We start from the raw sequence: 23,906 nt of genomic DNA on the forward strand, positions 1-23,906 counted from the left end.
GTTACTGCTGTTGGACTGAAATCACCGGCGTCGGCGCCACAAATACCTTGGCATGCATCTGCTCATGCCCGCCGCCACGGCGCATACCGCGTACCGGGCAGGCATCGAGGTAATCCAACCCCACCGCCAGTTTCAAATGCCGCTCCGGCCGGGCCAGTTGGTTGGTCACATCAAAGCTGTACCACGCCTCATCCAGCCAGGCTTCGGCCCAAGCGTGGCTGGCCAGGTGCGTACTGTCCTCAGTGTACAAATACCCCGACACATAGCGCGCAGGGATCCCAAGGCTGCGCGCGCACGCCAGGAACGCATGGGTGTGGTCCTGGCACACGCCTGCACGGCCAGCGAAGGCCTGGGCGGCGCAGGTGTCGACGTCGGTCGCACCGGGCGTGTAGACCATCGACTGGTTAAGCGCATGCATCAAATCAATCAGCGCCGTACGGTCGCGGCGTTGATGGCAGTGCTGGTGGGCAAAGCCGCGCAGGGCGTCATCAGGCTCGGTCAGACGGGTGCAACGCAGGAACGGGAACGCCGACTGGCTCTCGTGTTCGGCCTCGCGCAACTCGTCAATATCCACCTGGCCGCGGGCGCCGATGATGATGGCGTCGTGCGGTTCATCCAGGGTCAGCACGTGCAGGATGTTGCCGAACGGGTCCACCTGGGCGCGCACCGGACGCGGCAGGTCGAGCTGCCAACTGAGTACGCGCTGGCGCTCACTGTCGTGGGGTGTAAGACGCAGGTACTGGATGCTGGCGCGCACCTGGTTTTCGTAGTGGTAGGTGGTTTCGTGGCTGATGGAGAGTCTCATGCGGCCTCCAGGTAGGAACTGTAGATGGCGTCGCCCAACTGGCGAACCAAGGGAATGAAGTCGGTCAGCCAGGCGTGCAGGCCTTCCTCGAGGATTTCATCGATGGCGGTAAAGCGCAGGCGCGCGTCCATCTCGGCGGCCAGGCGCTGGGCCGGTCGGCCATTGAGGCCGGGCAGGCTGGCGAGGATCTGGTCGATCTCTTCGCTGCAGGCGCGTAATGAGCGCGGTACGTCGGCGCGCAGCAGCAGTAATTCCGCGACCTGCCGGGCGCCGGGGGCGTCACGGTAAATCTCGGTGTAGGCCTCGAACGACGACAAGGCGCGCAGCAAAGCGCTCCATTGATAGTAGGCGTGGGCCGTGCCATCGCTGACGGCTTCGGCCTGGTCGCCGGCCATTTCATAGCGAGCGTCCAGCAGGCGCAGGGTGTTATCGGCACGTTCGATAAAGGTGCCCAGGCGAATGAACCGGAACGCATCGTTGCGCATGATGGTGCCGTAGGTGGCACCGCGGAACAGGTGAGACCGCTCCTTGACCCACTCACAGAACCGGCTCATGCCATAGCGGCTCAAGCCCTGCTGGGCGATGTCACGAATATCCAGCCAAGTAGCGTTGATGTTTTCCCACATGTCGGCGGTAATTCGCCCACGCACGGCATGGGCGCTGGCCCGCGCTGCGCCGAGACAGCTGTAGATGCTGGCCGGGTTCGCCGCGTCCAGGGCAAAAAAGTGCAACAGGCGTTCGGCGTGCAACTCGCCGTGGCGCGCGTGGTAATCCTCCAGGGTGCCGGTGATCAACAGCGGCATCGCCAGTTCATGCAGGCCATCACCGCGCCCATCTTGAGGCATCAGCGACAGCGAATAGCTGACATCGAGCATGCGCGCGAGGTTTTCCGCGCGCTCCAGGTAGCGCGACATCCAGTACAAATCCGAGGCAGTTCTACTCAACATGGCATCAGTCCTCGACCACCCAGGTGTCTTTGGTGCCGCCGCCCTGGGAGGAGTTGACCACCAGCGAACCTTCACGCAATGCCACACGGGTCAGCCCGCCTGGGACTACACGGGTTTCCTTGCCGGACAATACGAATGGGCGCAGGTCGATATGGCGCGGCGCAATGCCGTTTTCGACAAAGGTCGGGCAGGTGGACAAGCACAGGGTCGGTTGGGCGATATACGCATGGGGCTTGGCCTTGATGCGCGCACGGAAGGCTTCGATTTCGGCCTTCGTGGACGCCGGGCCGACCAGCATGCCGTAGCCGCCGGAGCCTTGGGTTTCCTTCACCACCAGGTCCGGCAGGTTGGCCAATACGTGGGACAGTTCGTCAGGCTTACGGCATTGGAATGTCGGAACGTTCTTCAGGATGGGTTCTTCATCCAGGTAAAAACGGATCATCTCGGTGACGAAGGGGTACACCGACTTGTCATCCGCCACCCCGGTGCCGATGGCATTGGCCAGCACTACGTTGCCCGAGCGATAAGCCGCGAGCAGGCCAGGCACGCCGAGCATGGAATCCGGGTTGAAGGCCAATGGGTCGAGGAACGCATCGTCGAGGCGGCGGTAGATCACGTCCACGGCCTTGGGGCCATCGGTGGTGCGCATGAATACGCGGTCATCGCGCACAAACAGGTCGGCGCCTTCCACCAGCTCCACGCCCATTTCCCGGGCCAGGAACGCATGTTCAAAGAACGCGCTGTTAAAGCGGCCCGGGGTCAGCACGACCACGCTGGGGTTATCCAGGGGGCTGGAGCTTTTCAGGGTGTCGAGCAACAGGTTGGGGTAATGATCGATGGGCGCGATACGCTGGGCGGCGAACAGTTCGGGGAACAGGCGCATCATCATCTTGCGGTCTTCGAGCATGTAGCTGACGCCGCTCGGGGTACGCAGGTTGTCTTCAAGCACGTAGTACGTGCCGTCGCCGTCACGTACGAGGTCGACACCGGAGACGTGGGAATACAGGTCGCGGTGCAGATTCAAACCCTGCATCGCCAGTTGGTATTGCTCGTTGGCCAGCACCTGTTCGGCAGGAATGATCCCTGCCTTGATGATGCGTTGCTCGTGATACAGGTCGGCGAGAAACATATTCAGCGCCTTGACCCTTTGGATGCAGCCGCGCTCGACAATCCGCCATTCGCTGGCGGGAATGCTGCGCGGGATGGTGTCGAACGGAATCAGGCGCTCGGTGCCCTGCTCGTCCCCGTAGAGCGTGAAGGTGATACCGGCGCGGTGAAACAGCAAATCGGCCTCACGCCGGCGCTGGGCCAGCAGTTCAGCAGGGGTATCAGCCAACCAGCGGGCGAACTCGCGGTAATGCGGTCGGACCTGCCCTGCCCCGTCGTACATTTCATCGTAATAAGTGCGGATCATGCCGAACTCCTTGTCACCCGGGCGCTAGAACCATCGCAAGGCCCGTGCCAGCGGCATAAACACTTAAGAATCAGTGAGTTGAATAAGCACCGGAATCCATTCGCACCGTCCTGGTGCGCAGAATGCCCGGTGCACTGCCCCCTGCTTCATCGCAATGCGGGCTTTGACTATCAACAGCATAGCCAGAGTTGATTTCACTGCCCGGTCAAGCGTACGGATAATTACCAACATCTGCTGAACAGGACGTGTCCTACAGCTCAACCCTTTGCGCGATCGGTAACGTAGTGCTTCGTGTACCGACCGGCCTCCCGGTCTTCCCTTTTGGCCACCCTGCTCGGGTGGCCTTTTTTTTGGCCCTGAAAAGACCTGGATGGGCGCCAAAAACAAAATCGGCCGACCCAAAGGTCAGCCGATACGCTGTGTTTCTCATACTGCTCGCTGCTACATGGGTAACCCACGCACCTCCTGCTTCACGCCCCATCCCTCGATGATCCCGCCCAGCGGCTCGACCACCGCCTCAAAGTCTTGCTCGAAGTCTCCTATGCCGTCGTAGGTGGCAGACATGATTTTGCTCAGTTCCAAGTACCAGGCGCCATCGTCGCGCGCACTGACCTGGGCATTCAGCGATTCCCCACGAAACTCACCCGCAGCCCTGCGCGCCCGTTCTTCATCAGGAAAAATGGCGTAGAACTCAATGGGGTGGAAGCGTGAAAAGTCAAAGCCGCCCTCTTTCATGCGGCGCAGAACATTGGTGCTGATGTCTTCTTGATAGGCTGTGCTCATGAAAAGTGCTCCTCAGACTGATGGATAGACTTTCCGTGCTTCCCGAAGCCCACGCCGTACTGGCGTGGGAGCTACGGCAATAACATCACCGCTGGAAAACAAGCATGTAGCTGACAAGACCAGTACCTAGCGATTCATTCGCTGATCTCACTTGCAGAGTAGCGCGAAGCTATCGCCTCCACCAGAGGTGCTTGAAGGGTGTACAGCGAATGTTCAGACGGCAGGAGAGATGTCGAGGATCTGGATACTGTTCTGGTCTTTGAGGATCTTGACCGTAGGATCGGACTGGCGGCCCTCAAGGTCATTGAGGTCGAGCTCGGCGGCGACAGGCACCAGTTTGTTGCGAATCATGTGCGCAGCATCTTCGAGGCTAGGTCTTTGTTCGCAGGTGAACTGCTCCACGGACTGTACGCCGTGATCATCAACGAAAGTAATCTGCCACTTTTGCATCGGTGCCTCCTCGATAAAGCCCGCGTGTGGGCTCACATCTATCTGGACCTTGAGGGTTCGGCAAACGTTCCACTCTGGGCAGGAAGCACCGGATCAAATGCGCTTATTTTTCAGCGTGTTCTTTCAAGGCTTTCAAGGTGTTGAACGGCGCGTCCACCACGAACTTGTTGGCCAACCACGATGGCACGCTGCCGCCTGGCTCGGTGTGTACCTGGTAAGTGACTTCGGTCTGGTTGTCGCCTTTTGGCACCAGTTTCCAGAAGCCTTCGACTTGGGCAACCCGTACGAAGCCTTTTTCTTCTGGCTGATAGGTCGGGACCTCCAGCAAGGTTCGGGTCACGCTGCCGTCAGCGCCCTTGGAGGTGGTGATTTTGAGGATCGAATCACGATTACTGACGGGGAACGGAGCATTGAACTGGGTGTAGGTGTAGCTGACGTCACCCTCGTGTTTCAGCAGTTTTTGCAATTTGCACTCGTGAATCCATTTGCAGGCACCCGCTACGTCTTCCTGCAGCGCAACAATCTTGGCAACCGGCGCCTTGACCACGGTCACGCCGCGATACGCCTTGTACTTGGAGCCGGCAACTTCGCTCAGGGACACCTTGATACCGTCTTCGTCCTTGGCGACTTGCCAATCCTCAGCCTGGGCAGTAGCAGCAAACAACACCGTAAAACCGCACAACACAGCCATTCGTTTCAGCGAACCCATAGGTGTATTCCTTATTGTTGAAGTTACGAGAGTAGAGCCCATCAAGCCGCCGTCATCTGCTCCCACCAGCCGATCAAACGGATGGCATCGGCCTGGTCGGTGCCGCAGACCTCGATGTCCGCCTTGAAATCACTGCACACCGCCGGGCGTTCCGGTTGCCCGAACAGCTGGCATAGCTGTTCGACCGACAGGTGCAGGCAGCGTTCGCCGGCCGGTTTGCCTTGTGGCATTCCAGGTAATGGCGAGCTGATGGAGGGGGCGATGCAGCAAGCGCCACAGCCTTCACGGCAATTCATGACCAGCAGGTCCTCGACGACTCAATGTGGATGGCCGGGCTAGAGTACGCCCTTAAACAGCCGTTTTAAAATGGTCTAACAGGGGTTTTTCGCGGAAAACAAAAGTGACTGGCCAGTCTGCGACAGATGGTCGAAGGGCGGCGTCACGTGTGTGGGAAAAGTTTACTGCTTGAACTCGAATTCCAACGCTGCGCCTTCCACTTCACGCCGCTCTTCATTGCGCAACTGCAGCTTCATCTCATTGCTGAGCAGGCGGCCGTTGATCTGGAATGCACTGTTGTCGGTGGGCTTCTCGCCAAACATCGGCGGCAGCAAGGGCACGCTTTTAGGCTTGGCCATGGTGCCAATGGGCTGAAGGTGCCTGACCATGTCCGTTGGCAATGACAGATCCAACTGTGCCGGTGGCAATTGTGTCTGCGCCACTTCACGGGACGATTTGGATCGACTTGCCGCACGTTTTTTGGCCGCAGCACTTTGCTTCTTCACGGCGGGGGCTTTCTTGGCGGGGGTCTTCTGTTCCGAACTGGCAGCGGGCTTGGTTTCGCTCACAGGTGCTGCCGCCAGCGCGGTGCTGACGTTGCACAGGCTTAACAGGCCAATCACACAAACAGCGCGAAAAATCGAGGTCATATTGCCTACAGCATTAACGGCAGAGGGCCATATGCTCGCTTGTTGTGCGCGGCATGACAAGTGCGCTGATTAGCGCGCTATAGGATTTTTCCCGTTTGTGCGCGTCAAAGGCCGGCTGCCGTTTCCTGGCAAAGCTGGCTGGCAAGCATCCCCAGCGTCATCAGCGCCCGCTCTGCCTCACGGTTCCAGGGCGTACCGCAGTTGAGGCGAATACAGTGATTGAACTGCTCGGTATTACTGAAGATCAGGCCTGGTGCAATGCTGATGCCCTGTTGCAGTGCGCGTACATGCAGTTCCTGGGTATTGACCCGTCCGGGCAAACTGACCCACAAAATGAAGCCGCCGGTCGGGCGGGTCATCTGCGTGCCTTCCGGGAAATATTGCTGCACCGCGAGCTGGAACGCGCTGAGATTCTTGCGGTACTCCTGGCGTATATAGCGCAGGTGCCGATCGTAGCCGCCGTTTTCCAGGTAGGCCGCAACGCCCATCTGGGTGACGCTGCACGCCGAGTGAGTACTGAACATTTGCAGGCGCTGCAGCTCCTGCTGGTATTTGCCGGCGATCATCCAGCCGATGCGCACACCGGGGGACAGCGTCTTCGAAAAGCTCGAGCAATAGATAACTCGGTCGAGGCGGTCATAGGCTTTCAGGGCCTTGGTGCGGCCCAGTTCGAACATCAGCTCGCCGTAGATATCGTCCTCGACGATCTGGATATCGAAATCCGAAGCCAGGCGCAGCAACTGTTTCTGACGTTCCTCGGGCATGGTGCCGCCCAAGGGGTTGCTCAGGCGCGTGGTCAACACCAGCGCTTTGATCGACCATTGGTTGGCCGCCAGTTGCAGGGCTTCCAGGCTCATGCCGGTGGATGGGTCGCTGGGGATCTCGATGACCTTGAGCCCCAGCAAGTCAGCCAACTGCAGCAAGCCGTAATAGGTTGGCGATTCAGCGGCAATCAAATCGCCAGGCCGTGTCAGCACCCGCAGTGACATCTGCAACGCATCGACACACCCGTGGGTGATCACAACTTCGGAAGGGTCCACCACCACACCCGCATCGCGCATACGGATCGCCACCTGGCGGCGAAGCGGCTCGAAGCCGGGGCTGAACATGTAACTGAACGCCCGCGGGCTCTGGAAGCGCGTGACCTTGGCCAACTGCTGGTGCAATGCGCGTACCGGCAGGTAGTCCACGCTGGGCACAGCAGCGCCCAATGGGAACACGCCTTCGCGCCGCGACTCGCCCAATACCTGCTGGATGATACTGCTGCGGGTGACCAACCCTGGGCGTTCGACCCGTGCGATGTCGGGCGTCGGCGCGGTGAGCGCTGGTGTCTGGTGCACGTAATAACCGGATTGCGGCCGCGCCCGGATCAGCCCCTGGTCTTCCAGGTTGGCGTAGGCCTGCAACACCGTGGCGTGGCTCACGTTCAACTGCGAGCTCATCTTGCGCACCGAAGGCACGCGCTCGCCCGGTTGATAGACACCGCGCCGGATATCTTCAGCCAGTTGCTGGGCGATACGTTGGTAAAGCAACAGATTGGTCATGACGCAGCACTCGATTTCACGGGTATTTTATTTTTGTGTGAAACATACCGGCACAGTTTAGAAGTGTACGGGGACAGTTGCCACAATAGTCGAGCGCGGGCGGGAGTGACAGTAAAAACTGTAAGGGTGGTGACAGGAATTTCAGGCATAAAAAAACCGATCATGGATCGGTGCACTCCCTGTGGGAGCTGGCTTGCCTGCGATTGCATCGCCTCGGTATGCCTCAGAAACCGCGTTGCCCGCATCGCAGGCAAGCCAGCTCCCACATTTTGACTGGTGCCAGACGCCTAGCGAGCGGCGCCCAATTGGCCCTTCTCGTCCGAGAAGACGATCTCTACCCGACGGTTCTGCGCCCTGCCCCGCTCGGAAGCATTGGCCTCCACCGGGAACTGGTCACCATAACCTTCAACCTGGATGCGCTTTTCGTCGATACCCAGGTCCACCAGCACATCCGCCACCGACTGCGCACGGTCGCGGGACAGTTTCAGATTTTCCCGCTCACCGCCCGTGTTGTCGGCATAACCCTCGATGCGCACCACGCGCTTGGGGTTCAATTGCAGGAACTGTACGATTTTCAGCACAGTGCGGTTGGCCGAGTTTTTCAGTTCTGCCACACCGGTATCGAACAGCACGTCGCCCAACGTCATCACCAGGCCGCGATCGGTCTGGGTGGTGGCCAGGCTGGCGATCTGTTCTTCGAGCCACTTGCCCTGCTGCTGCACGCTGATCAGCTTGCTTTCACGCAGGGCCAGTTGCAGGCGCTGGCGTTCCAGCTCCAGCTTGGCGGCGCGCTCTTCGTTGAGCGCCTGCTCGGTGTGCTCGCGGGCAATGGCGCTGTAGCGCTGGCTCAGGTAGGCGTAATGCACGACGTCGGAGCCGCTGCCCCAGTAACTGGACAAGCGGTCGGCACGGGCCAGGGATTCACCGGCACGGATCACGTCCTTAGGGGCGATGCGCAACACATTGGCGTCTTCCTTAACCTTCTGGAAGTCAGTGCCCGCCTGTTGCAAGGCCTGTTCGCTATCGGGATGGCTGGCGCAACCGCCCAGCACGGCAGTGCCCAGCAGCACGGCACCACTCAAACTGCGGATCATCGGGCTCATTGGGCTTCCCCCAACTGCAATTGCTTGCGCAGGCGGGTGATACGGGTGTTGAGCACGTTCAGTTGTTCCTGGCTCTTGCGCGTCAGCACCTTGGCTTCGGCCAGGCGTGCGTCCAGCTCGGCTTGCTCGAAACGCATACGCGCGTTTTTGTAGGATTCGTCGGCCATGCTCGACTTGGCTCGGGCGAATTTAGCTTCGGCCAATTTCAATTCAGGCGATTCATCCGCGTTGGCACCCACGGCACTGGCTTGCTCCAAGGCTTGCTGGGTCAGGCGCATTTGTTCATTCGGCGCAGGATCGGCTGCACATCCCGCCAGAGCGACAACGGCGAGGGCCGCGAAAAGAGGTCGAAGAGTCACTGAAAATCCCTACTTTGTTGGGGTGCCGACGGGTTGCTGCAATTGTGCTTTCCAGCGCTCCAGATTGCGCTGCAGCACCGCTTCCGCCACACCGGACGTCGGCAATTCTGTCATCTTTTTAGCAAGCTGTCCGCGCAACCACGGATCATTGCAGGCCGAGTTGTGTGAAATCGCCAGGTACAGGCCCGGCTGATCGATCGGCACATCGCGGGCGACCAGGTCGTTGCTCATGCCCAAGGTCTGCGCCATGGCCATGCCGGGATAACGCCCGGCGAGCACATAGTCCACCTCGCCCAGCAGCAGTTTCTGAAACGCTGGCGTCAGGGATGGCAGGCGTTGCAAGGTCAATTGCTGGCCGGCGAAGGTCTCGAAGCCCGCGCTGAGGCGCGCCCGCTCGGACACGGCGCCCTTGTGCCCATGCAGATCGGCGGCTGTGGTGTAGGCCAGCGCCGAATCCTTGCGCGTCCAGACCAGATAGTCGAGCTGCACCAGCGCCGGGTGGATGTAGTCGAGGGTTTCCAGCTCACCCAAGTTCAGCGGCGCATCGGCGAGGATGTCCATGCGCCCACTGCGCACTTCATCCAGGGCCAGGGAACGCTTGCCGCCGTAGAGCAGGTCGATTTTTAACCCGAGGTCCTTGCCCACTTGTTGCAACACATCGGCGGTGGCGCCGATCAGGTGCGTGGGGTCCTGCGGGTCGCGCCAGAGCAAAGGGGGTGTGTCCGGGCTGCCGGTGATCACCAGGCGATCGCATTTGCCCGCCGCCAGCGACAGCGTCGGCAGCAGCGTGAGGCCCAGCAAAACGCTCCAGGGGCGCAGTTCCATGGCGAAGCTCTCCGGTGTTCAAAAAAGGGGCCGCAAAAAAAAGCCCGGTCATAAGACCGGGCTCTTTATAAGTGAAGCGACTGGATTAGACCAGCTTCTCCAACTCAGGTACGGCTTCGAACAAGTCCGCCACCAGGCCGTAATCAGCCACCTGGAAGATCGGTGCTTCTTCGTCCTTGTTGATCGCGACGATTACTTTGGAGTCTTTCATACCGGCCAAGTGCTGGATCGCGCCAGAAATACCGACGGCGATGTACAGCTGTGGCGCAACGATTTTGCCGGTCTGGCCGACCTGCATATCGTTGGGTACGAAACCTGCGTCGACGGCCGCGCGGGAAGCGCCGACCGCAGCGCCCAGCTTGTCAGCCAGGGCGTACAGGTGCTTGAAGTTGTCACCGTTCTGCATGCCACGCCCGCCCGAAACGACGATCTTGGCAGCGGTCAGCTCAGGACGATCCGACTTGGCCAGCTCTTCGCCAACAAAGCTGGAAGTACCAGCGTCGTGGGCAGCCGCAACAGCTTCAACGGCAGCCGAACCACCTTCGGCGGCAACCGGGTCGAAACCGGTGGCACGTACGGTGATGACTTTTACCGAAGCAGTCGATTGCACGGTGGCAATGGCGTTACCGGCGTAGATCGGGCGCTTGAAGGTGTCGGCGCTTTCGACCGAGATGATCTCGGAGATCTGGTCAACGTCCAGCTGCGCGGCAACGCGTGGCAGGATGTTTTTGCCGTTGGAGGTCGCGGCAGCCAGAATGTGGCTGTAGCCAGCGCCCAGCTCAGCTACCAGCGGCGCGACGTTTTCCGGCAGTTGATGAGCGTAGGCCGCGTTGTCGGCGACCAGTACTTTGCTCACACCGGCGATTTTCGCAGCGGCTTCAGCCACGGCGCCAGCGCCCTGGCCGGCAACCAGTACGTGAATGTCGCCACCGATTTTAGCGGCGGCAGCCACGGTGTTCAGGGTGGCCGGAGCCAGCACCTTGTTATCGTGTTCGGCGATTACGAGGATAGTCATGATCAGATCACCTTCGCTTCGTTTTTCAGTTTCTCGACCAATTCAGCCACCGACTTGACCTTGATGCCTGCGCTGCGAGCAGCCGGCGCTTCAACTTTTACGGTCTTGTTGGTGGAGGCGGTGGAAACGCCCAAAGCGTCAGGCGTCAGCACTTCGAGAGGCTTCTTCTTGGCTTTCATGATGTTTGGCAGGGACGCGTAGCGCGGCTCGTTCAATCGCAGGTCGGTGGTCACGATGGCCGGCAGTTTCAGCGAAACGGTCTGTGCGCCGCCGTCGATTTCACGGGTTACAGCAACGCTGTCGCCGCTCACTTCGACTTTCGACGCGAAGGTGCCCTGGCCGTAACCGGTCAGTGCAGCCAGCATCTGGCCGGTCTGGTTGTTGTCGCTGTCGATGGCTTGTTTACCAAGGATCACCAGCTGAGGTTGTTCCTTGTCGACAACGGCCTTGAGCAGCTTGGCCACGGCCAGGGAGGTCAGGTCTTCAGCGGACTCGACCAGGATAGCGCGGTCGGCGCCCAGTGCCAGAGCGGTACGCAGCTGCTCTTGAGCAGTGGTAGGACCGATGGAAACCACGACGATTTCAGTCGCCACGCCTTTCTCTTTCAGGCGGACGGCTTCTTCCACAGCGATTTCGCAGAAAGGGTTCATCGACATTTTGACGTTAGCAAGGTCGACGCCGGAATTGTCCGCCTTGACGCGAACTTTCACGTTGTAATCGACAACGCGTTTGACAGCTACAAGAACCTTCATGGATTCCTCGTTACTCTCCGGTGAAAAGAAAGTCGCCTAGGCGAACCTGGCGGTTGATGCTCATCGGCACACAAGGGCACCTCCAAAAACCTCGGCGAGTGACCTGGCTCACGGGAAATGATGACCGTTCGTCAGTGGTGACTGAGAGGTCATTCTTTATCGCAGCGTGTAAACTGCGCGCCAAAGTTTGGGCACGCGTCACCTGTCTTGCTTTTGGACGTGCTCTTGAAACCTGCAGTCTGCCTACGGTAAGCGCGAAACCGACCGTATATTGACCGGAACACCTATTCTGGTCAATACGGCAAAATAGCCAGTCATAAGCCGCGCCTCTTTGATTTTCCTAGCCTGCGGGCAATTCAAACAAACGTTTGTATTGGACGCTAGCAGTGGTCTATATATAATGCGCCACCTAGAGAGAAAGGTGGGTCCGGCCCTCGCGCCAGACGACACCGAACCTCCACCCATTAGAAAAAAAAGCCTGTTGAGCCTTGAGTAGGAGATAGCCTGTGGAACGCGAATACATGGAATTCGACGTGGTCATCGTCGGCGCTGGCCCGGCGGGCCTGTCTGCCGCCTGCCGACTGAAGCAGAAGGCCGCCGAAGCCGGTAAGGAAATCAGCGTCTGCGTGGTCGAAAAAGGCTCCGAAGTCGGCGCACACATCCTCTCCGGTGCCGTGTTCGAACCACGCGCCCTGAACGAACTGTTCCCGGACTGGAAAGCACTCGGTGCCCCGCTCAACACCCCCGTGGTGCGCGATGACATTTATGTACTGCGCAGCCCGGACGCTTCCACCAAGGTGCCTGACTTCTTTGTGCCCAAGACCATGCACAACGAAGGCAACTACATCATCTCCCTGGGCAACCTGTGCCGCTGGCTCGCCCAGCAGGCCGAGAACCTGGGCGTGGAAGTCTACCCAGGCTTCGCCGCCCAGGAAGCGCTGTTCGACGAGAACGGCGTGGTGCGCGGGATTATCACCGGTGACCTCGGCGTCGACCGCGAAGGCAATCCAAAAGAAGGCGTATACACCCCGGGTATGGAGCTGCGTGGCAAATACACGCTGTTCGCCGAAGGCTGCCGTGGCCACATCGGCAAGCAACTGATCGAACGTTTCAACCTGGCCAGCGATGCCGACGCCCAGCACTACGGCATCGGCCTGAAGGAAATCTGGGAGATCGACCCGGCCAAGCATCAGCCAGGCCTGGTGGTGCACACCGCCGGCTGGCCGCTGGACATCATGGGCAACGAGAACACCGGTGGCTCGTTCCTTTATCACCTGGAAAACAACCAGGTGGTTGTCGGCCTGATTGTCGACCTGTCTTACAGCAATACCTTTCTGTCGCCGTTCGATGAGTTCCAGCGCCTCAAGCATCACCCGGTGCTTGCCCAGTACCTGGAAGGTGGCAAGCGCATCAGCTACGGCGCCCGTGCCTTGGCCAAAGGCGGTATCAATTCGCTGCCGAAGATGATCTTCAAGGGCGGCGCACTGATCGGTTGCGACCTGGGCACCATGAACGTGGCCAAGATCAAAGGCAGCCACACCGCGATGAAGTCCGGCATGCTCGCCGCCGACGCCGTGGCCGATCGCCTGTTTGCCGACTCCGAGGGCGGTGATGAACTGACCGGGTACGTCGACAGCTTCAAAGCCAGCTGGCTTTACGAAGAACTGTTCGCCAGCCGTAACTTCGGCCCGGCGATGCACAAGTTCGGCCCGATCATCGGCGCGGGCTTCAACTGGTTCGACCAGAACATCCTCGGCGGCAAAATGCCGTTCACCCTGCACGACACCAAGCCGGACTACGCCTGCCTCAAGCTGGCCAAGGACAGCAAGAAGATCGACTACCCGAAACCCGACGGCAAGCTGAGCTTCGACAAGCTGAGCTCGGTGTTCATCTCTGGCACCAACCATGAAGAAGAGCAGCCGTGCCACTTGAAGTTGAAAGACCCGAGCATCCCGATCGGCACCAACCTGCCGCTCTACGATGAACCGGCGCAGCGCTATTGCCCGGCGGGTGTGTATGAGGTGATCACCCAGGAAGACGGCGAGAAGCGCTTCCAGATCAACGCCCAGAACTGTGTGCACTGCAAGACCTGTGACATCAAGGACCCTTCGCAGAACATTACCTGGGTGACGCCGGAAGGCGCGGGTGGGCCGACTTATCCGAATATGTAAGTCAGCGGCTTGAAAAACGAGGCCCTCATTGCGAGGGCCTTTTTTTGTGCTCGACTCGGTCAAAATGTGGGCGCTGGCTTGCCTGCTCCCACATTGACCGGGTTGAATCACTAAGATTTATGCAGCCCGCTCTTCACCAGGGTTGCGCTCGAAGTAGCGCTTATATTCCCGGCTGAACTGCGACGTACTCTGATACCCCACGCTATGCGCCGCCTGCGCCACCCCCATCCCTTCCACCAGCAGCAACTGCTGGGCCTTGAGCAAGCGTAAACGCTTCAGGTACTGCACCGGCGACAACAGCGTGCAGCGCTTGAAGTGCTCATGAAACGTCGACGCGCTCATGTGCGCATAGCCCGCCAGCGTCTCGATATTCAGCGGCTCGGCGTAATGCGCATGCAGGTGATTCAGTGACGTGGCAATTCGCGAGAACTGCCCTTGCTGTTCGACCAGCGCGCGCAGCACATCGGCCTGCGGCCCGCGCAACGCGGTGAACAATAACTCGCGCACCCGCGCCGGGCCCATGATCCGGCTTTCCAGCGGATCGTGCAGGCACTGCAACAGCCGTTCGACACACCCGCGCATGGCATCATCGAGCACCACCGAACTCATCGACTCCAGCGTCTGCGCCGTCGGCGGCGGCCCGGCCTGAATGCCCATGGCCATCACCAGTTCGCCCAGCACCACGCGATCAATCCCCACCGTCACCCCCAAAAGCGGTGCATCCGGCGCCATGGCAAACGTCTCGCACTCGAACGGCACCGGCATCGCCTGGATCAGGTAATGCCCGGCGCCATACTCCAGCGTACGCGGGCCCAGGTAGGCGACCTTGCTGCCCTGGGCCACAAACATCAGGCTCGGCTCATAGATCTGCGGGCCGCGCGCCACGTCGCAACTGGCGCGCAGCACCTGCACGCCGGGCAGGTGGGTGGGAGAAAAACCGTCACGCGGCGTGAGGCCTTCAATCAAGGAAACCAGCGTGGCGTTGGCGTCGAGATGGCGAGTCAACAACATGGCAAAAAACTTCGCGAAAAAGGGATGAGAACATCATCGCAGGTCTGGCGGCACAAAAATCCAATCAGGGGGCACTCCCGGACGAATAGGCATGAGACTCGGAGCAATCACCATGGCCGCATCAAGGCCCGGTGCGGAAAATGCGCGGCCTCTCCTGTCATTGCTTTTGCGAGGTTTCCCCATGTACACCGCCATCGGTTACGCCGCCCAGTCGGCCACCACTCCCCTCGCCCCCATGTCCTTTCAGCGCCGCAGCCCACGCGTGGATGACGTGGCTATCGAGATCCTGTACTGCGGCGTGTGCCACTCCGATATCCACCAGGCGCGCAACGAATGGGGCATCGCCGTGTACCCGCTGATGCCGGGCCACGAGATTGTCGGCAAGGTCACCGCTGTTGGCGCCAACGTCACCGCACACAAAGTCGGCGACCTGGTCGGCGTGGGCTGCATGGTCGATTCGTGCCGTCATTGCGATGCGTGCAAAGCCGACCTGGAGCAATATTGCCTCGAAGGTCCAACCATGACCTACGCCACCCCGGACCGCGTCGACGGCAGCAACACCATGGGCGGCTACTCGGACAGCATTGTGGTCAGCGAGCACTTCGTTGTGAAGATCCCGGCCAAGCTCGACCTGGCCAGCGCCGCGCCGATCCTGTGCGCCGGCGTCACCATGTATTCGCCGATCAAGCACTACGGCATCAAGGCCGGCGACAAAGTGGGTGTACTGGGCATGGGCGGCCTGGGCCATATGGGCATCAAGCTGGCCAAGGCGATTGGCGCGGAAGTGACCTTGTTCACCCGCTCCGCGAGCAAGGCCGAAGAAGGCCGTCGCCAGGGTGCCGATCACGTGATCGTGTCCACCGACGCCGAGCAGATGAAAGCCGCCGCCGGGCACTTCGACTTCCTGCTGGACACCATCCCGGTGCAGCACGACCTCAACCCCTACCTCGACGTATTGCGCTTTGACGGCGTGCACATCCTGGTCGGCCTGATCGAACCGGTCGACCCGCCGGTCAACGCCGCCAAGCTGATCATGGGCCGTAAAGTGCTGGCTGGTTCGTTGATCGGTGGCATTGCCGAAACCCAGGAGGTCCTGGATTTCTGCGCCGAGCACGGCATCAGCTGTGACATCGAGATGCTCGATATCCGCCATATCAACGAAGCCTACAGCCGCATGATCGCCGGCGATGTGAAGTACCGCTTTGTCATCGACATGGCGACCCTGAAGGTCTAACCAAGCGACGCTCGCCCGTAGCCGCTGTCGAGCCTTGGCGAGGCTGCGTCTGAGGTGTGTCAGGTACACCGCTGACGCAGCCTCGCCAAGGCTCGACAGCTGCTACGGGCGGGTCAGGTTTTTGCGCCCAGTTCTGCGGAGAGGCGCGCTGCAACTTGTTTGATCACAGGAATCAGCTCGGCCATTTTTTCCAGCGGCATGTAGGGCACGGTACTGGCGATGCTGATGCCGGCGACGATTCGCCGGCTGGCATCGCGCACCGGTGCGGCCACGCAACGGATCGACGGTTCGTTGTCTTCCAGGTCGAACGCATAACCGCCCACCACGTATTCACGCATGCGCTGCTCGAACTGCGCCCAGGATTGCTCCGGGTGCTGCGGCCATTGCAGGTTCTTGCCGCCCTCCGGCAAGCTGGCTTCGTAGAGACGCCGCCATTCCTCAGCCGAGTCATCCAGCAACATCGCCTTGCCAACCCCGGTCCGTGCCAGCGGCATGCGATGACCGACCCGCGAACGCATTTCCGGGCCGTAGCGGCCAGGGTTCTTGTGCAGGTAAAGCACGTCGTCGTATTCGCGAATAGCCAGGTGAATGGTGTCACCGGTCAGGGCCGACAGCTCGTCCAGATACGGGATGGCCAGGGTCACCAATGGCAACTCTTCCCGCGCCTGAAAACCCAATTCGATCAACTTCGGCCCCAGCAGGTAACCGACCTGGGGCACCACGCGCAGGTAACGCTCGTCCACCAGGCAACTGGCCAGGCGGTGGGTGGTGCTGCGGGTGGTGCCGATGCGCCGGGCGATCTCTTTCAGATCCCGCGCACCGGCCGCCACTGCCTGTACCACGCCCAGGCCACGCAGCAGGGTCTGGGTGCCGGTGGGGGCGGTATCTTTGGTGGGGGTGTGGGCGTTTTCCTGCATATCGGGCCTATTGGGAAGTACGAAAACGGCGCCATTATGGCAAATACCATCCTCCAGAGCAGAGGAGATCCCACATTTTGATCTTCACATGGCAGGACGTCAGCGTTGCTTCATGCGGTCGATGATGACGGCCAGCAACAGGATCGAGCCCCGGATCACATACTGGTAAAACGTGTCGATGTTCTTCAGGTTCATCGCATTCTCAATGATCGCCAGAATCAACACCCCGGCAATCACATGGCGGATCATGCCGATGCCGCCGCTCAACGACACCCCGCCCAGCACACAGGCAGAAATCACTGTCAGCTCAAAACCCTGGCCAATCATCGGCTGACCCGAGGTCATGCGCGACGCGAGAATCACCCCGGCCAAGGCGCCAATCAAACCATGCACGGCAAAGATGATGATCTTGGTCCGGTCAACGTTTACCCCCGCCAGCAACGCGGCTTCCTGGTTACCGCCGATAGCCATGGTGTTGCGCCCGTAGGTGGTGTAGTTGAGCAGCCAGCCGAAGAACATAAAGCACAGCACGGTGATGATGATCGGCACTGGCACACCCAGCAGTTGGCCGTTGCCGAAGACGAAGAAGTCTTCGTTCATCACGCCGACCGCCTTGCCGTTGGAGAAGATGTACGCCAGGCCGCGCACGATCTGCATGGTCGCCAACGTCGCGATCAACGCGTTGATGCGCAGCTTGGCGATGACGATGCCGTTGATCAGCCCTACCACCAGGCCCATGGCCAAGGCCGCCGATACGCCAAGGACCACGCTGTCGGTGTCACGAATCACAATGCCCGCGACCACGCCGGCACAGGCGATCACCGAGCCCACCGACAAGTCGAAGTGGCCCGACGCCAGGCAGAACAGCATGGTGCACGCCGCAATGCCCACCGTAGAAATCGCCAGGCCCAGCCCGCGCATGTTCAGCGGAGAAAGGAAGTTGTCGATAAACAGCGCGCTGAGCACAAAGATGCCGAGTGCTGCCAACAGCATCACCCAATCGTCCAGGAACTTACGCTGGTTGAAACCCGGCCAGAAGCCCTTTGCAGTTTTTATCTCAGACATCATTCACCTCGAAATCTTCAAGCCCGCGAACGCGGGAGAGCCAGTTGCAACAGCCGTGCTTCATCCGCCTGATCGCGGGCCACTTCGCCGGTCAGGGCGCCTTCACTCATCACCAGAATGCGGTCGGAAATCCCCATGACTTCCATCAGGTCGCTGGACACCACAATCACCGCGATGCCACTGGCTGCCAAGTTATGGATGATCTGGTAGATCTCCGATTTGGCGCCGATATCGATGCCCCGGGTCGGCTCATCCAGCAGCAGCACTTTCATCGGCATCGACAGCCAGCGGCCGAGAATGGCCTTCTGCTGATTGCCACCGGACAGGTACATGATTTTCTGTTCGGCGTTAGGCGTTTTGACCTTCATGGCCTTGATTTGCTGGTCGGCGTTGCGCGTTTCCCAGCCGTCGCGCAGCAGCCAGCCAAAGGCGGAATGGGCACCGCGTGCGCTGATATTGATGTTCTCGGCGACGCTGGACAGCGGAATGATGCCTTCCTTCTTGCGGTCTTCCGGGCACAGCAGCACGCCGGCGGCGATGGCATCGCGCGGTGAGCGCAGTTGCAGTTTTTCGCCGCACAATTCCAGGTGCCCTGCGGTCGTACGCGTTAATCCGCTTAAAAGCCGAAACAGCTCGGTACGCCCTGCCCCCACCAGCCCGAACAGGCCGAGAATCTCGCCCTTGTGGACTTGGAAACTGACCGGCTCACGCAGCCCTGGACCGAGCAGCCCCTGAACCTTGAGTGCCACTTCGCCGCGTTCACGCGCACGGTAGTCGTAGATATCCTGGATATCGCGACCGACCATGCAGGTCACCAACTGGTCGTGGGTCAGCGCGCTCATGTCATCAAAGGTGCGCACGTAGCGGCCGTCCTTGAACACCGTGACCGCGTTGCAGATGCGGAATACTTCTTCCATGCGGTGCGACACGTAGAGCACCACTTTGCCCTCATCGCGCAGCCGCGTGATGATCGCCATCAAGCGGTCGATCTCCCGCGCCGACAGGCTGCTGGTGGGTTCATCAAACGCGATCACATGCGCACCACGGGACAACGCCTTGGCGATTTCTACCAGTTGGCGCTGCCCCAGGGACAGGCGGCCGAGCTTTTCATCCGGGTCGATTTCATCCGCCAGCCCCTTGAGGCAAGCCAACGCCTGCTGGCGCAACTGGCGGCGGTTGACCACACCAAAGCGCGTCGGCAAATGCCCAAGGAACAGGTTCTCGGCCACGGTCATTTCCGGCACCAGATGCAGCTCCTGGTGGATCACCGCCACGCCGCTGGCGATGCTGTCGGCCGCGCACTTGAAGGCCATGGTCTGCTCGCCGATTTGCAGCGTGCCGCTGTTGGGGATGTAGGCACCACCGAGAATTTTCAGCAGCGTCGACTTGCCCGCGCCGTTCTCGCCCATCAGCGCGTGCACCTCGCGCGGCCGCGCTTCAAAGCTGATCTGCGCCAGGGCCTTGACCCCAGGAAACTCCTTGCCGATGCCGTTGAAGCGCAAGGCCGCGCCGGTCATTTCCACAGCCCGATTTTGGTCAGTTCTTCCTGGAAGTTGGCGCGGGTGATCAAGGTTACTTCGTCCATGGCGGTGTATTTCGCCGGTTCCTTGCCGGTGGTGACCCACTCGTACATCGCCAGCGCGGTGTTGTAGCCCTCAATGTGCGGGCTGGGCAGCATCGAGCCAAAGAAGCCGCTGTCGGCTTTCTTCAATTCGCCGATGGCGTCAGTGCCATTGATGCCGATGCCGATCACGTTGGCCGCCTTGAAGCCAGCGCTTTCGGTGGCGCGCACGCCGCCCAGTACGGTGTTGTCGTTCATGCCGCCGATGATCAGGTTTTTCGCGCCGCTGGGCAGCTTGACCAGGGCTGAGTTGGTGGCGTCCATGCTGCCGGGAACATCAAGGGTCTTGAGAGCAGCGGTCAGGATGTGGTCTTTGGGAATACCCGCCTCTTCAAGGGATTTGATCGAACCGTCGGTGCGTTTTTTGCCGGTGTCGAGTTCGTTATAGGTGTTGATCACAGCGTAGGTTTCTTTCCAGTCCCAGCCGCGTTTCTTCGCTTCGGCGGCCATGGCGGCGCCCTGCTTCTGGCCGACTTCAAAGGCGGCCATGCCCAGGTACGGCACGTCTTCCATGAAGTTGCCCTTGGCGTCGACAAAGCGATCATCCACCGCCATCACCTTCAAGCCGTTGACCTTGGCCTTGGCGACGATGGCCGGGCCCAGGGAGACGTCCGGCGGGCAGATCACAAAGCCCTTGGCGCCATTGGCGGCCAGGCTGTCGATGGCCGAGAGGGTTTTCTCGCCATCCGGTACGGCGATCTTGATCACGGTAAAACCGTGTTCCTTACCGGCTTTTTCGGCGAAGGCCCATTCGGTCTGGAACCAGGGTTCTTCAGCCTGCTTGACCAGAAAGCCGATCTTCACTTCCTCGGCAAGTGCCACGCCGCTGAACGCCATCGCAAGCGCTACTGCGCCTAGAGTCTTCTTGAACATGAGCTACCTCTTGTTGTTATTGAGCGCTGCAGGTTTTAGTCGTGGTACATCACAGACCGCCCGCCATCGATCATCAGGCAGGTGGCATTGATAAAGGGCGCCTCGTCGGTCGCCAGGAACAATGCAGTCATCGCCACCTCGATCGGCTGGCCGATGCGCTTGGGCGGGTGCAGGTCGAAGGCGCGCTGGCGCTCGGCGTGGGGGTCGACGAAGCCGTTCCAGTAGTCGACGTTGAGCTGGGTTTCGATATAGCCCGGCGCGATGGCATTCACACGAATGCCCTTGGGCGCGTACTCGATGCCGAGGGCCCGCGTAAGGCCGAGCAGGCCGTGTTTGGCCACGGGGTAGGGAAAACAGCCGGGAATGATGTGGCTGGAATGGGTGGAGGCAATGTTGATGATGTTGCCGATGCCCTGCTCGATCATGTGCGGCAACACCGAGCGGCAGCCGTACCAGGCGCCGTCGAGGTCGATGGCGAAGCAGCGGCGCCAGTCTTCGTCGGTCATTTCCAGCGGGTCGCGGAACACATTGACCCCGGCGCAGTTGACCAGCACATCCACGCGGCCGAAGCGCTCAAGGGTCAGATTGACCAGCGCCTGCCATTGATCTTTAGACGTAATGTCGACGGCTTGCGCATAGATGTCAGCCCCGCGTTCGCGCCAGTGGGCGGCGACTTGCTCGACTTTCTCACCCTGGATATCGGCGATGACCAGGCGCGCCTGCTGAGCCTGGAAACACGCGACGATGGCCTCGCCAATACCTTGGGCGGCGCCAGTGATGATCACCACTTTGCCTTTGAGCCGCTCGCCATAGGTGGGCTCGGGCACGGCGGGGAGTGACAACGGTTGTGCCTGCATCGCTTCACCTGTTTTATTTTTGGTAGTGAGTGCTGATGCAGCCGACTATAAACCTATCATTTGAAATATCTCAATATATAAATTTGCATCCCATATAGTGAGAGCGACACAAAAATAATGTGGGAGCGGGCTTGCTCGCGAATGCGATGTGTCAGTCACCAAAAATGTCGACTGATCCACTGCATTCGCGAGCAAGCCCGCTCCCACATTTTGATCTTCAGTGTTTACAGAAGGGTGCTAGCCGAGGGCGAAGTCGCGTAGTGCATCGCCTTCCATGCGATAGCGCACCCACTCTTCCTGCGGCTGCGCGCCGATGGATTTGTAGAAGGCAATCGCCGGCTCGTTCCAGTCCAGCACGCTCCACTCAAAGCGCCCGCAACCGTTATCAAAAGCAATCTTCGCCAAATGGCGCAGCAGCTTCTTGCCCGCCCCGCCGCCGCGTTGCTCCGGGTTGATGTAGAGGTCTTCCAGGTACAGGCAGTTGCTGCCCAACCACGTGGAATAGCTGAAGAAAAACACCGCGAACCCAATCGGCACGCCATCGCGTGAACAGATCAGGCCGTGGGCGGTGGCGCCCTCGCTGAACAGGCTGCGCTCAATGTCCACCACGCTGGCGATCACTTCATGCCGGGCTTTTTCGTACTCAGCCAATTCAGTGATGAACGTCAGGATCTGCGCAGCATCGCTGGGCACAGCGGGGCGAATCTCGATGGTCATGGGTGAGCCTTGGCAATTTCAAAGCACACATACTAAGGCGCTTTCATGACTGATTGCAGTGCATTTTCACTGGGGCCGGGGCGCTTTACTCCGCTGTGGAGCAATGCGAGCACCATCAACCACAGAACAATCCGCGCAGGCAGGCATGGTAAACAGACGGCACACCTCCAACAATTCGAGACGTGCCCATGCCTGCGATGCCCTCGGTGAGCGCGAAAACCTTCGCGCTGTTCTGCCTTGCCAGTTTCCTGCTGTCGCTGTCCTACGGCTCGACCTTTTTGCTGTCGCTGTTGATTCATTCACGCGGCGGCAATGAGCACGATGCCGGTAGCGTGATCTCCACGGCGATGCTCAGTACCTTCGTCGCGGTGGTGCTTTCCGGGCATTTGGCGGATGCGTTGGGTGCGGCGCGTGCGATTGCGGGGATGGGCGTATTGCTGGTGGTGGCCTGCCTGGGTTTTGCGCTGGTGCCAGGGTTTGGTCAAGGCTTGATGCTCTTCGGGCTGTCGCTGGGGCTGGGCTGGGGCGTGTTCTACACGCTGGGACCGATCATCGTGACGTTGCTGGTAGAGCCTCACCATCGGGCCAAGTATTTTGCGCTGCTGTCGGGCAGCATGTTGAGCGGCATCGGCGCAGGCCCTTTGCTCGGGCGAGCCGCCAGCGCGCTGGAGCTGCCACTGACAACCGCATTTTATATCGCCGGATTGGCCAGCCTGGCAGGTGCCGTGATGTTCTGGCGCATGGGCGCACAGCTCAAGCATCACACCCACGTCCCCACGGCAAAGATCTCCTGGGCTGCCAGCCGTCGAGTGCTGTCTTCCAAAGCGGTGTTCGCCATCCTGATGGTCGGCCTGGGGGGTTGCGTATTTGGCGGGCTTTCATCGTTCCAGACCAGCTACGCCGCCGCCCATGGGCTGGATTATTCGCTGTTCTTCGCGGGTTTCCTGAGTGCGGCAATCACCAGTCGCCTGTTGATCGCCGGCTTTGTGGTCAAGCGTGATGCCTACCGGGCGGCCTGCGTGTTATCCGGGATCATGCTCGGGTCGATCGCGCTGTTTGCCTTTGGCGTGAGCGGAAACCTCAGCTATTTGCTGGCAGCGGCGCTGTTGGGGGTCGGGTACGGACTGACATATTCCGTGATCAACGGGCTGGTGGCCCATGAGGCGCCATCCGGCATGACGTCCCAGGCGTTGCTGCTGTTCAGCCTGGCATATTTTGTCGGAGTCTTCGGGTTTCCGTGGTTGGCGGGCAAGCTCATCGTCGACTACGGCTTGTCGGCGCTGATGATGAGCGTGCTGGGGGTGGCCACCTGCAATTGGTTAATCAGCGTCGCGCGATTGGCCTGGCGTCGAGTCTCGTCACACAAAATCTTACAGGTCACTTGATACCGTTCGTCGCCATCAAGGCACGATCAGGAAACGTCCACTGACCAATAGAGGGTAAGGACATTAATCATATGGAGACACCCTCATGAAGAATTCCACGTTTGCTGCCCTCGCGCTCACCGGCCTGCTGTCGGCAGTGTCCCTGAGCAGTTTTGCCGCCACATCGTCGACCGGCACCACCACGCCTGACGCGACCAGCGAGTCGCAGAAATCCATGGGCACTGGCCTGGATACCAATGGCGGCGCGGTCATCGACAATACCAATGGCGCTGACCCGCACACCAAAGGCCACGACGCCGAACGCCAGGCGCCTGCCGCCGTCGGCAACGGCAAAATGGGCCCATCCGTGAATGAGCCGAAGATCAATAAAGGTGATGATTCGAACCTGCCAGGCGCGCCGAAACAACCTGCGCCATAAACAGC

25 protein-coding genes are annotated in these 23,906 nt (G+C 60.1%); 4 read left to right on the forward strand and 21 right to left on the reverse strand.

Annotated elements, in window-relative coordinates; translation table 11 throughout:
* Position 1 precedes the first annotated feature (1 nt).
* The 14 genes from HU722_RS22245 to HU722_RS22310 all read right to left on the reverse strand — a co-directional run bounded on the left by HU722_RS22245 (position 2) and on the right by HU722_RS22310 (position 11,632).
* Positions 2 to 805, reverse strand: coding sequence for a transglutaminase family protein (locus tag HU722_RS22245; protein ID WP_065889837.1), 804 nt, complete (start codon positions 803 to 805; stop codon positions 2 to 4).
* A complete protein-coding gene (locus HU722_RS22250) occupies positions 802 to 1,752 on the reverse strand; it encodes an alpha-E domain-containing protein (protein WP_065873938.1) in 951 nt (316 codons plus the stop codon). The genes HU722_RS22245 and HU722_RS22250 overlap by 4 nt, the downstream gene beginning before the upstream one ends.
* Positions 1,753 to 1,756: 4 nt before the next feature.
* Positions 1,757 to 3,166 (reverse strand): circularly permuted type 2 ATP-grasp protein, encoded by a 1,410-nt coding sequence (locus HU722_RS22255; RefSeq protein ID WP_065873939.1) that lies wholly within the window; start codon positions 3,164 to 3,166, stop codon positions 1,757 to 1,759.
* A 441-nt stretch (positions 3,167 to 3,607) separates the two neighbouring features.
* Positions 3,608 to 3,949 carry a ribonuclease E inhibitor RraB gene (locus HU722_RS22260; protein WP_065873940.1) on the reverse strand — a complete coding sequence of 114 codons (342 nt, stop codon included), beginning with the start codon at positions 3,947 to 3,949 and terminating at the stop codon, positions 3,608 to 3,610.
* Positions 3,950 to 4,162: 213 nt separating this feature from the next.
* The gene (locus HU722_RS22265; RefSeq protein WP_065873941.1) at positions 4,163 to 4,399 is read right to left on the reverse strand and encodes a hypothetical protein; all 237 of its coding nucleotides are present in this window, start codon (positions 4,397 to 4,399) and stop codon (positions 4,163 to 4,165) included.
* A gap of 103 nt (positions 4,400 to 4,502) precedes the next feature.
* Positions 4,503 to 5,108: an START domain-containing protein gene (locus HU722_RS22270; protein WP_049711956.1), complete on the reverse strand. Its 606-nt coding sequence runs from the start codon at positions 5,106 to 5,108 to the stop codon at positions 4,503 to 4,505.
* A gap of 41 nt (positions 5,109 to 5,149) precedes the next feature.
* Positions 5,150 to 5,404 (reverse strand): YkgJ family cysteine cluster protein, encoded by a 255-nt coding sequence (locus HU722_RS22275; RefSeq protein ID WP_065873943.1) that lies wholly within the window; start codon positions 5,402 to 5,404, stop codon positions 5,150 to 5,152.
* Between the two features lie 162 nt (positions 5,405 to 5,566).
* Positions 5,567 to 6,034: a translation initiation factor 2 gene (locus HU722_RS22280; protein WP_065873944.1), complete on the reverse strand. Its 468-nt coding sequence runs from the start codon at positions 6,032 to 6,034 to the stop codon at positions 5,567 to 5,569.
* Positions 6,035 to 6,138: 104 nt separating this feature from the next.
* Positions 6,139 to 7,578 carry an aminotransferase-like domain-containing protein gene (locus HU722_RS22285; RefSeq protein WP_049711953.1) on the reverse strand — a complete coding sequence of 480 codons (1,440 nt, stop codon included), beginning with the start codon at positions 7,576 to 7,578 and terminating at the stop codon, positions 6,139 to 6,141.
* A 287-nt stretch (positions 7,579 to 7,865) separates the two neighbouring features.
* Positions 7,866 to 8,681 (reverse strand): OmpA family protein, encoded by an 816-nt coding sequence (locus HU722_RS22290; protein WP_065889838.1) that lies wholly within the window; start codon positions 8,679 to 8,681, stop codon positions 7,866 to 7,868.
* Positions 8,678 to 9,040, reverse strand: a complete 363-nt coding sequence (locus HU722_RS22295) for a DUF4398 domain-containing protein (RefSeq protein ID WP_049711951.1) — start codon at positions 9,038 to 9,040, stop codon at positions 8,678 to 8,680. The genes HU722_RS22290 and HU722_RS22295 overlap by 4 nt, the downstream gene beginning before the upstream one ends.
* A 9-nt stretch (positions 9,041 to 9,049) precedes the next feature.
* A complete protein-coding gene (locus HU722_RS22300) occupies positions 9,050 to 9,865 on the reverse strand; it encodes a substrate-binding periplasmic protein (RefSeq protein WP_065889839.1) in 816 nt (271 codons plus the stop codon).
* Positions 9,866 to 9,950: 85 nt separating this feature from the next.
* On the reverse strand, positions 9,951 to 10,880 hold the full coding sequence (locus HU722_RS22305; RefSeq protein ID WP_065873947.1) for an electron transfer flavoprotein subunit alpha/FixB family protein: 930 nt from the start codon (positions 10,878 to 10,880) through the stop codon (positions 9,951 to 9,953).
* Between the two features lie 2 nt (positions 10,881 to 10,882).
* The gene (locus HU722_RS22310; protein ID WP_032887429.1) at positions 10,883 to 11,632 is read right to left on the reverse strand and encodes an electron transfer flavoprotein subunit beta/FixA family protein; all 750 of its coding nucleotides are present in this window, start codon (positions 11,630 to 11,632) and stop codon (positions 10,883 to 10,885) included.
* Positions 11,633 to 12,138: 506 nt separating this feature from the next.
* Between HU722_RS22310 and HU722_RS22315 the strand changes: the two genes are divergently transcribed.
* A complete protein-coding gene (locus tag HU722_RS22315; protein WP_065881308.1) occupies positions 12,139 to 13,803 on the forward strand; it encodes an electron transfer flavoprotein-ubiquinone oxidoreductase in 1,665 nt (554 codons plus the stop codon).
* A gap of 117 nt (positions 13,804 to 13,920) precedes the next feature.
* Here HU722_RS22315 and HU722_RS22320 read toward each other — a convergent pair whose 3' ends face one another.
* Entirely contained in the window at positions 13,921 to 14,814 is an 894-nt protein-coding gene (locus HU722_RS22320; protein WP_049711947.1) for an AraC family transcriptional regulator, read from the reverse strand.
* Between the two features lie 181 nt (positions 14,815 to 14,995).
* On the opposite strand from HU722_RS22320, the gene HU722_RS22325 reads away from it, so the two are divergent.
* Positions 14,996 to 16,048 carry an NAD(P)-dependent alcohol dehydrogenase gene (locus HU722_RS22325; RefSeq protein WP_065873949.1) on the forward strand — a complete coding sequence of 351 codons (1,053 nt, stop codon included), beginning with the start codon at positions 14,996 to 14,998 and terminating at the stop codon, positions 16,046 to 16,048.
* Positions 16,049 to 16,161: 113 nt separating this feature from the next.
* Here the strand turns inward: HU722_RS22325 and HU722_RS22330 are convergent, their stop codons facing one another.
* From HU722_RS22330 to HU722_RS22355, 6 genes are all read right to left on the reverse strand, one after another.
* Positions 16,162 to 16,965 carry an IclR family transcriptional regulator gene (locus HU722_RS22330; protein ID WP_065873950.1) on the reverse strand — a complete coding sequence of 268 codons (804 nt, stop codon included), beginning with the start codon at positions 16,963 to 16,965 and terminating at the stop codon, positions 16,162 to 16,164.
* A gap of 99 nt (positions 16,966 to 17,064) precedes the next feature.
* Entirely contained in the window at positions 17,065 to 18,030 is a 966-nt protein-coding gene (gene araH, locus HU722_RS22335) for an L-arabinose ABC transporter permease AraH (protein WP_065874020.1), read from the reverse strand.
* Between the two features lie 17 nt (positions 18,031 to 18,047).
* Positions 18,048 to 19,547, reverse strand: coding sequence for an L-arabinose ABC transporter ATP-binding protein AraG (gene araG, locus HU722_RS22340; protein ID WP_065873951.1), 1,500 nt, complete (start codon positions 19,545 to 19,547; stop codon positions 18,048 to 18,050).
* On the reverse strand, positions 19,544 to 20,524 hold the full coding sequence (locus HU722_RS22345) for a substrate-binding domain-containing protein (RefSeq protein ID WP_049711944.1): 981 nt from the start codon (positions 20,522 to 20,524) through the stop codon (positions 19,544 to 19,546). The genes araG and HU722_RS22345 overlap by 4 nt, the downstream gene beginning before the upstream one ends.
* 35 nt (positions 20,525 to 20,559) lie before the next feature.
* Entirely contained in the window at positions 20,560 to 21,381 is an 822-nt protein-coding gene (locus HU722_RS22350) for an SDR family oxidoreductase (RefSeq protein WP_186754433.1), read from the reverse strand.
* 237 nt (positions 21,382 to 21,618) lie between these two features.
* Positions 21,619 to 22,098 carry a GNAT family N-acetyltransferase gene (locus tag HU722_RS22355; RefSeq protein WP_034099874.1) on the reverse strand — a complete coding sequence of 160 codons (480 nt, stop codon included), beginning with the start codon at positions 22,096 to 22,098 and terminating at the stop codon, positions 21,619 to 21,621.
* Between the two features lie 188 nt (positions 22,099 to 22,286).
* Here HU722_RS22355 and HU722_RS22360 point away from each other — a divergent pair, with 188 nt between their 5' ends.
* Together HU722_RS22360 and HU722_RS22365 are read left to right on the forward strand one after the other, a co-directional pair.
* Positions 22,287 to 23,483: an MFS transporter gene (locus tag HU722_RS22360; RefSeq protein WP_065881310.1), complete on the forward strand. Its 1,197-nt coding sequence runs from the start codon at positions 22,287 to 22,289 to the stop codon at positions 23,481 to 23,483.
* An 85-nt stretch (positions 23,484 to 23,568) separates the two neighbouring features.
* Positions 23,569 to 23,901: a hypothetical protein gene (locus HU722_RS22365; protein WP_065873954.1), complete on the forward strand. Its 333-nt coding sequence runs from the start codon at positions 23,569 to 23,571 to the stop codon at positions 23,899 to 23,901.
* Positions 23,902 to 23,906: the final 5 nt, after the last annotated feature.

Origin of the sequence: Pseudomonas tritici (assembly GCF_014268275.3) — a bacterium.
Lineage (GTDB): Bacteria > Pseudomonadota > Gammaproteobacteria > Pseudomonadales > Pseudomonadaceae > Aquipseudomonas > Aquipseudomonas tritici.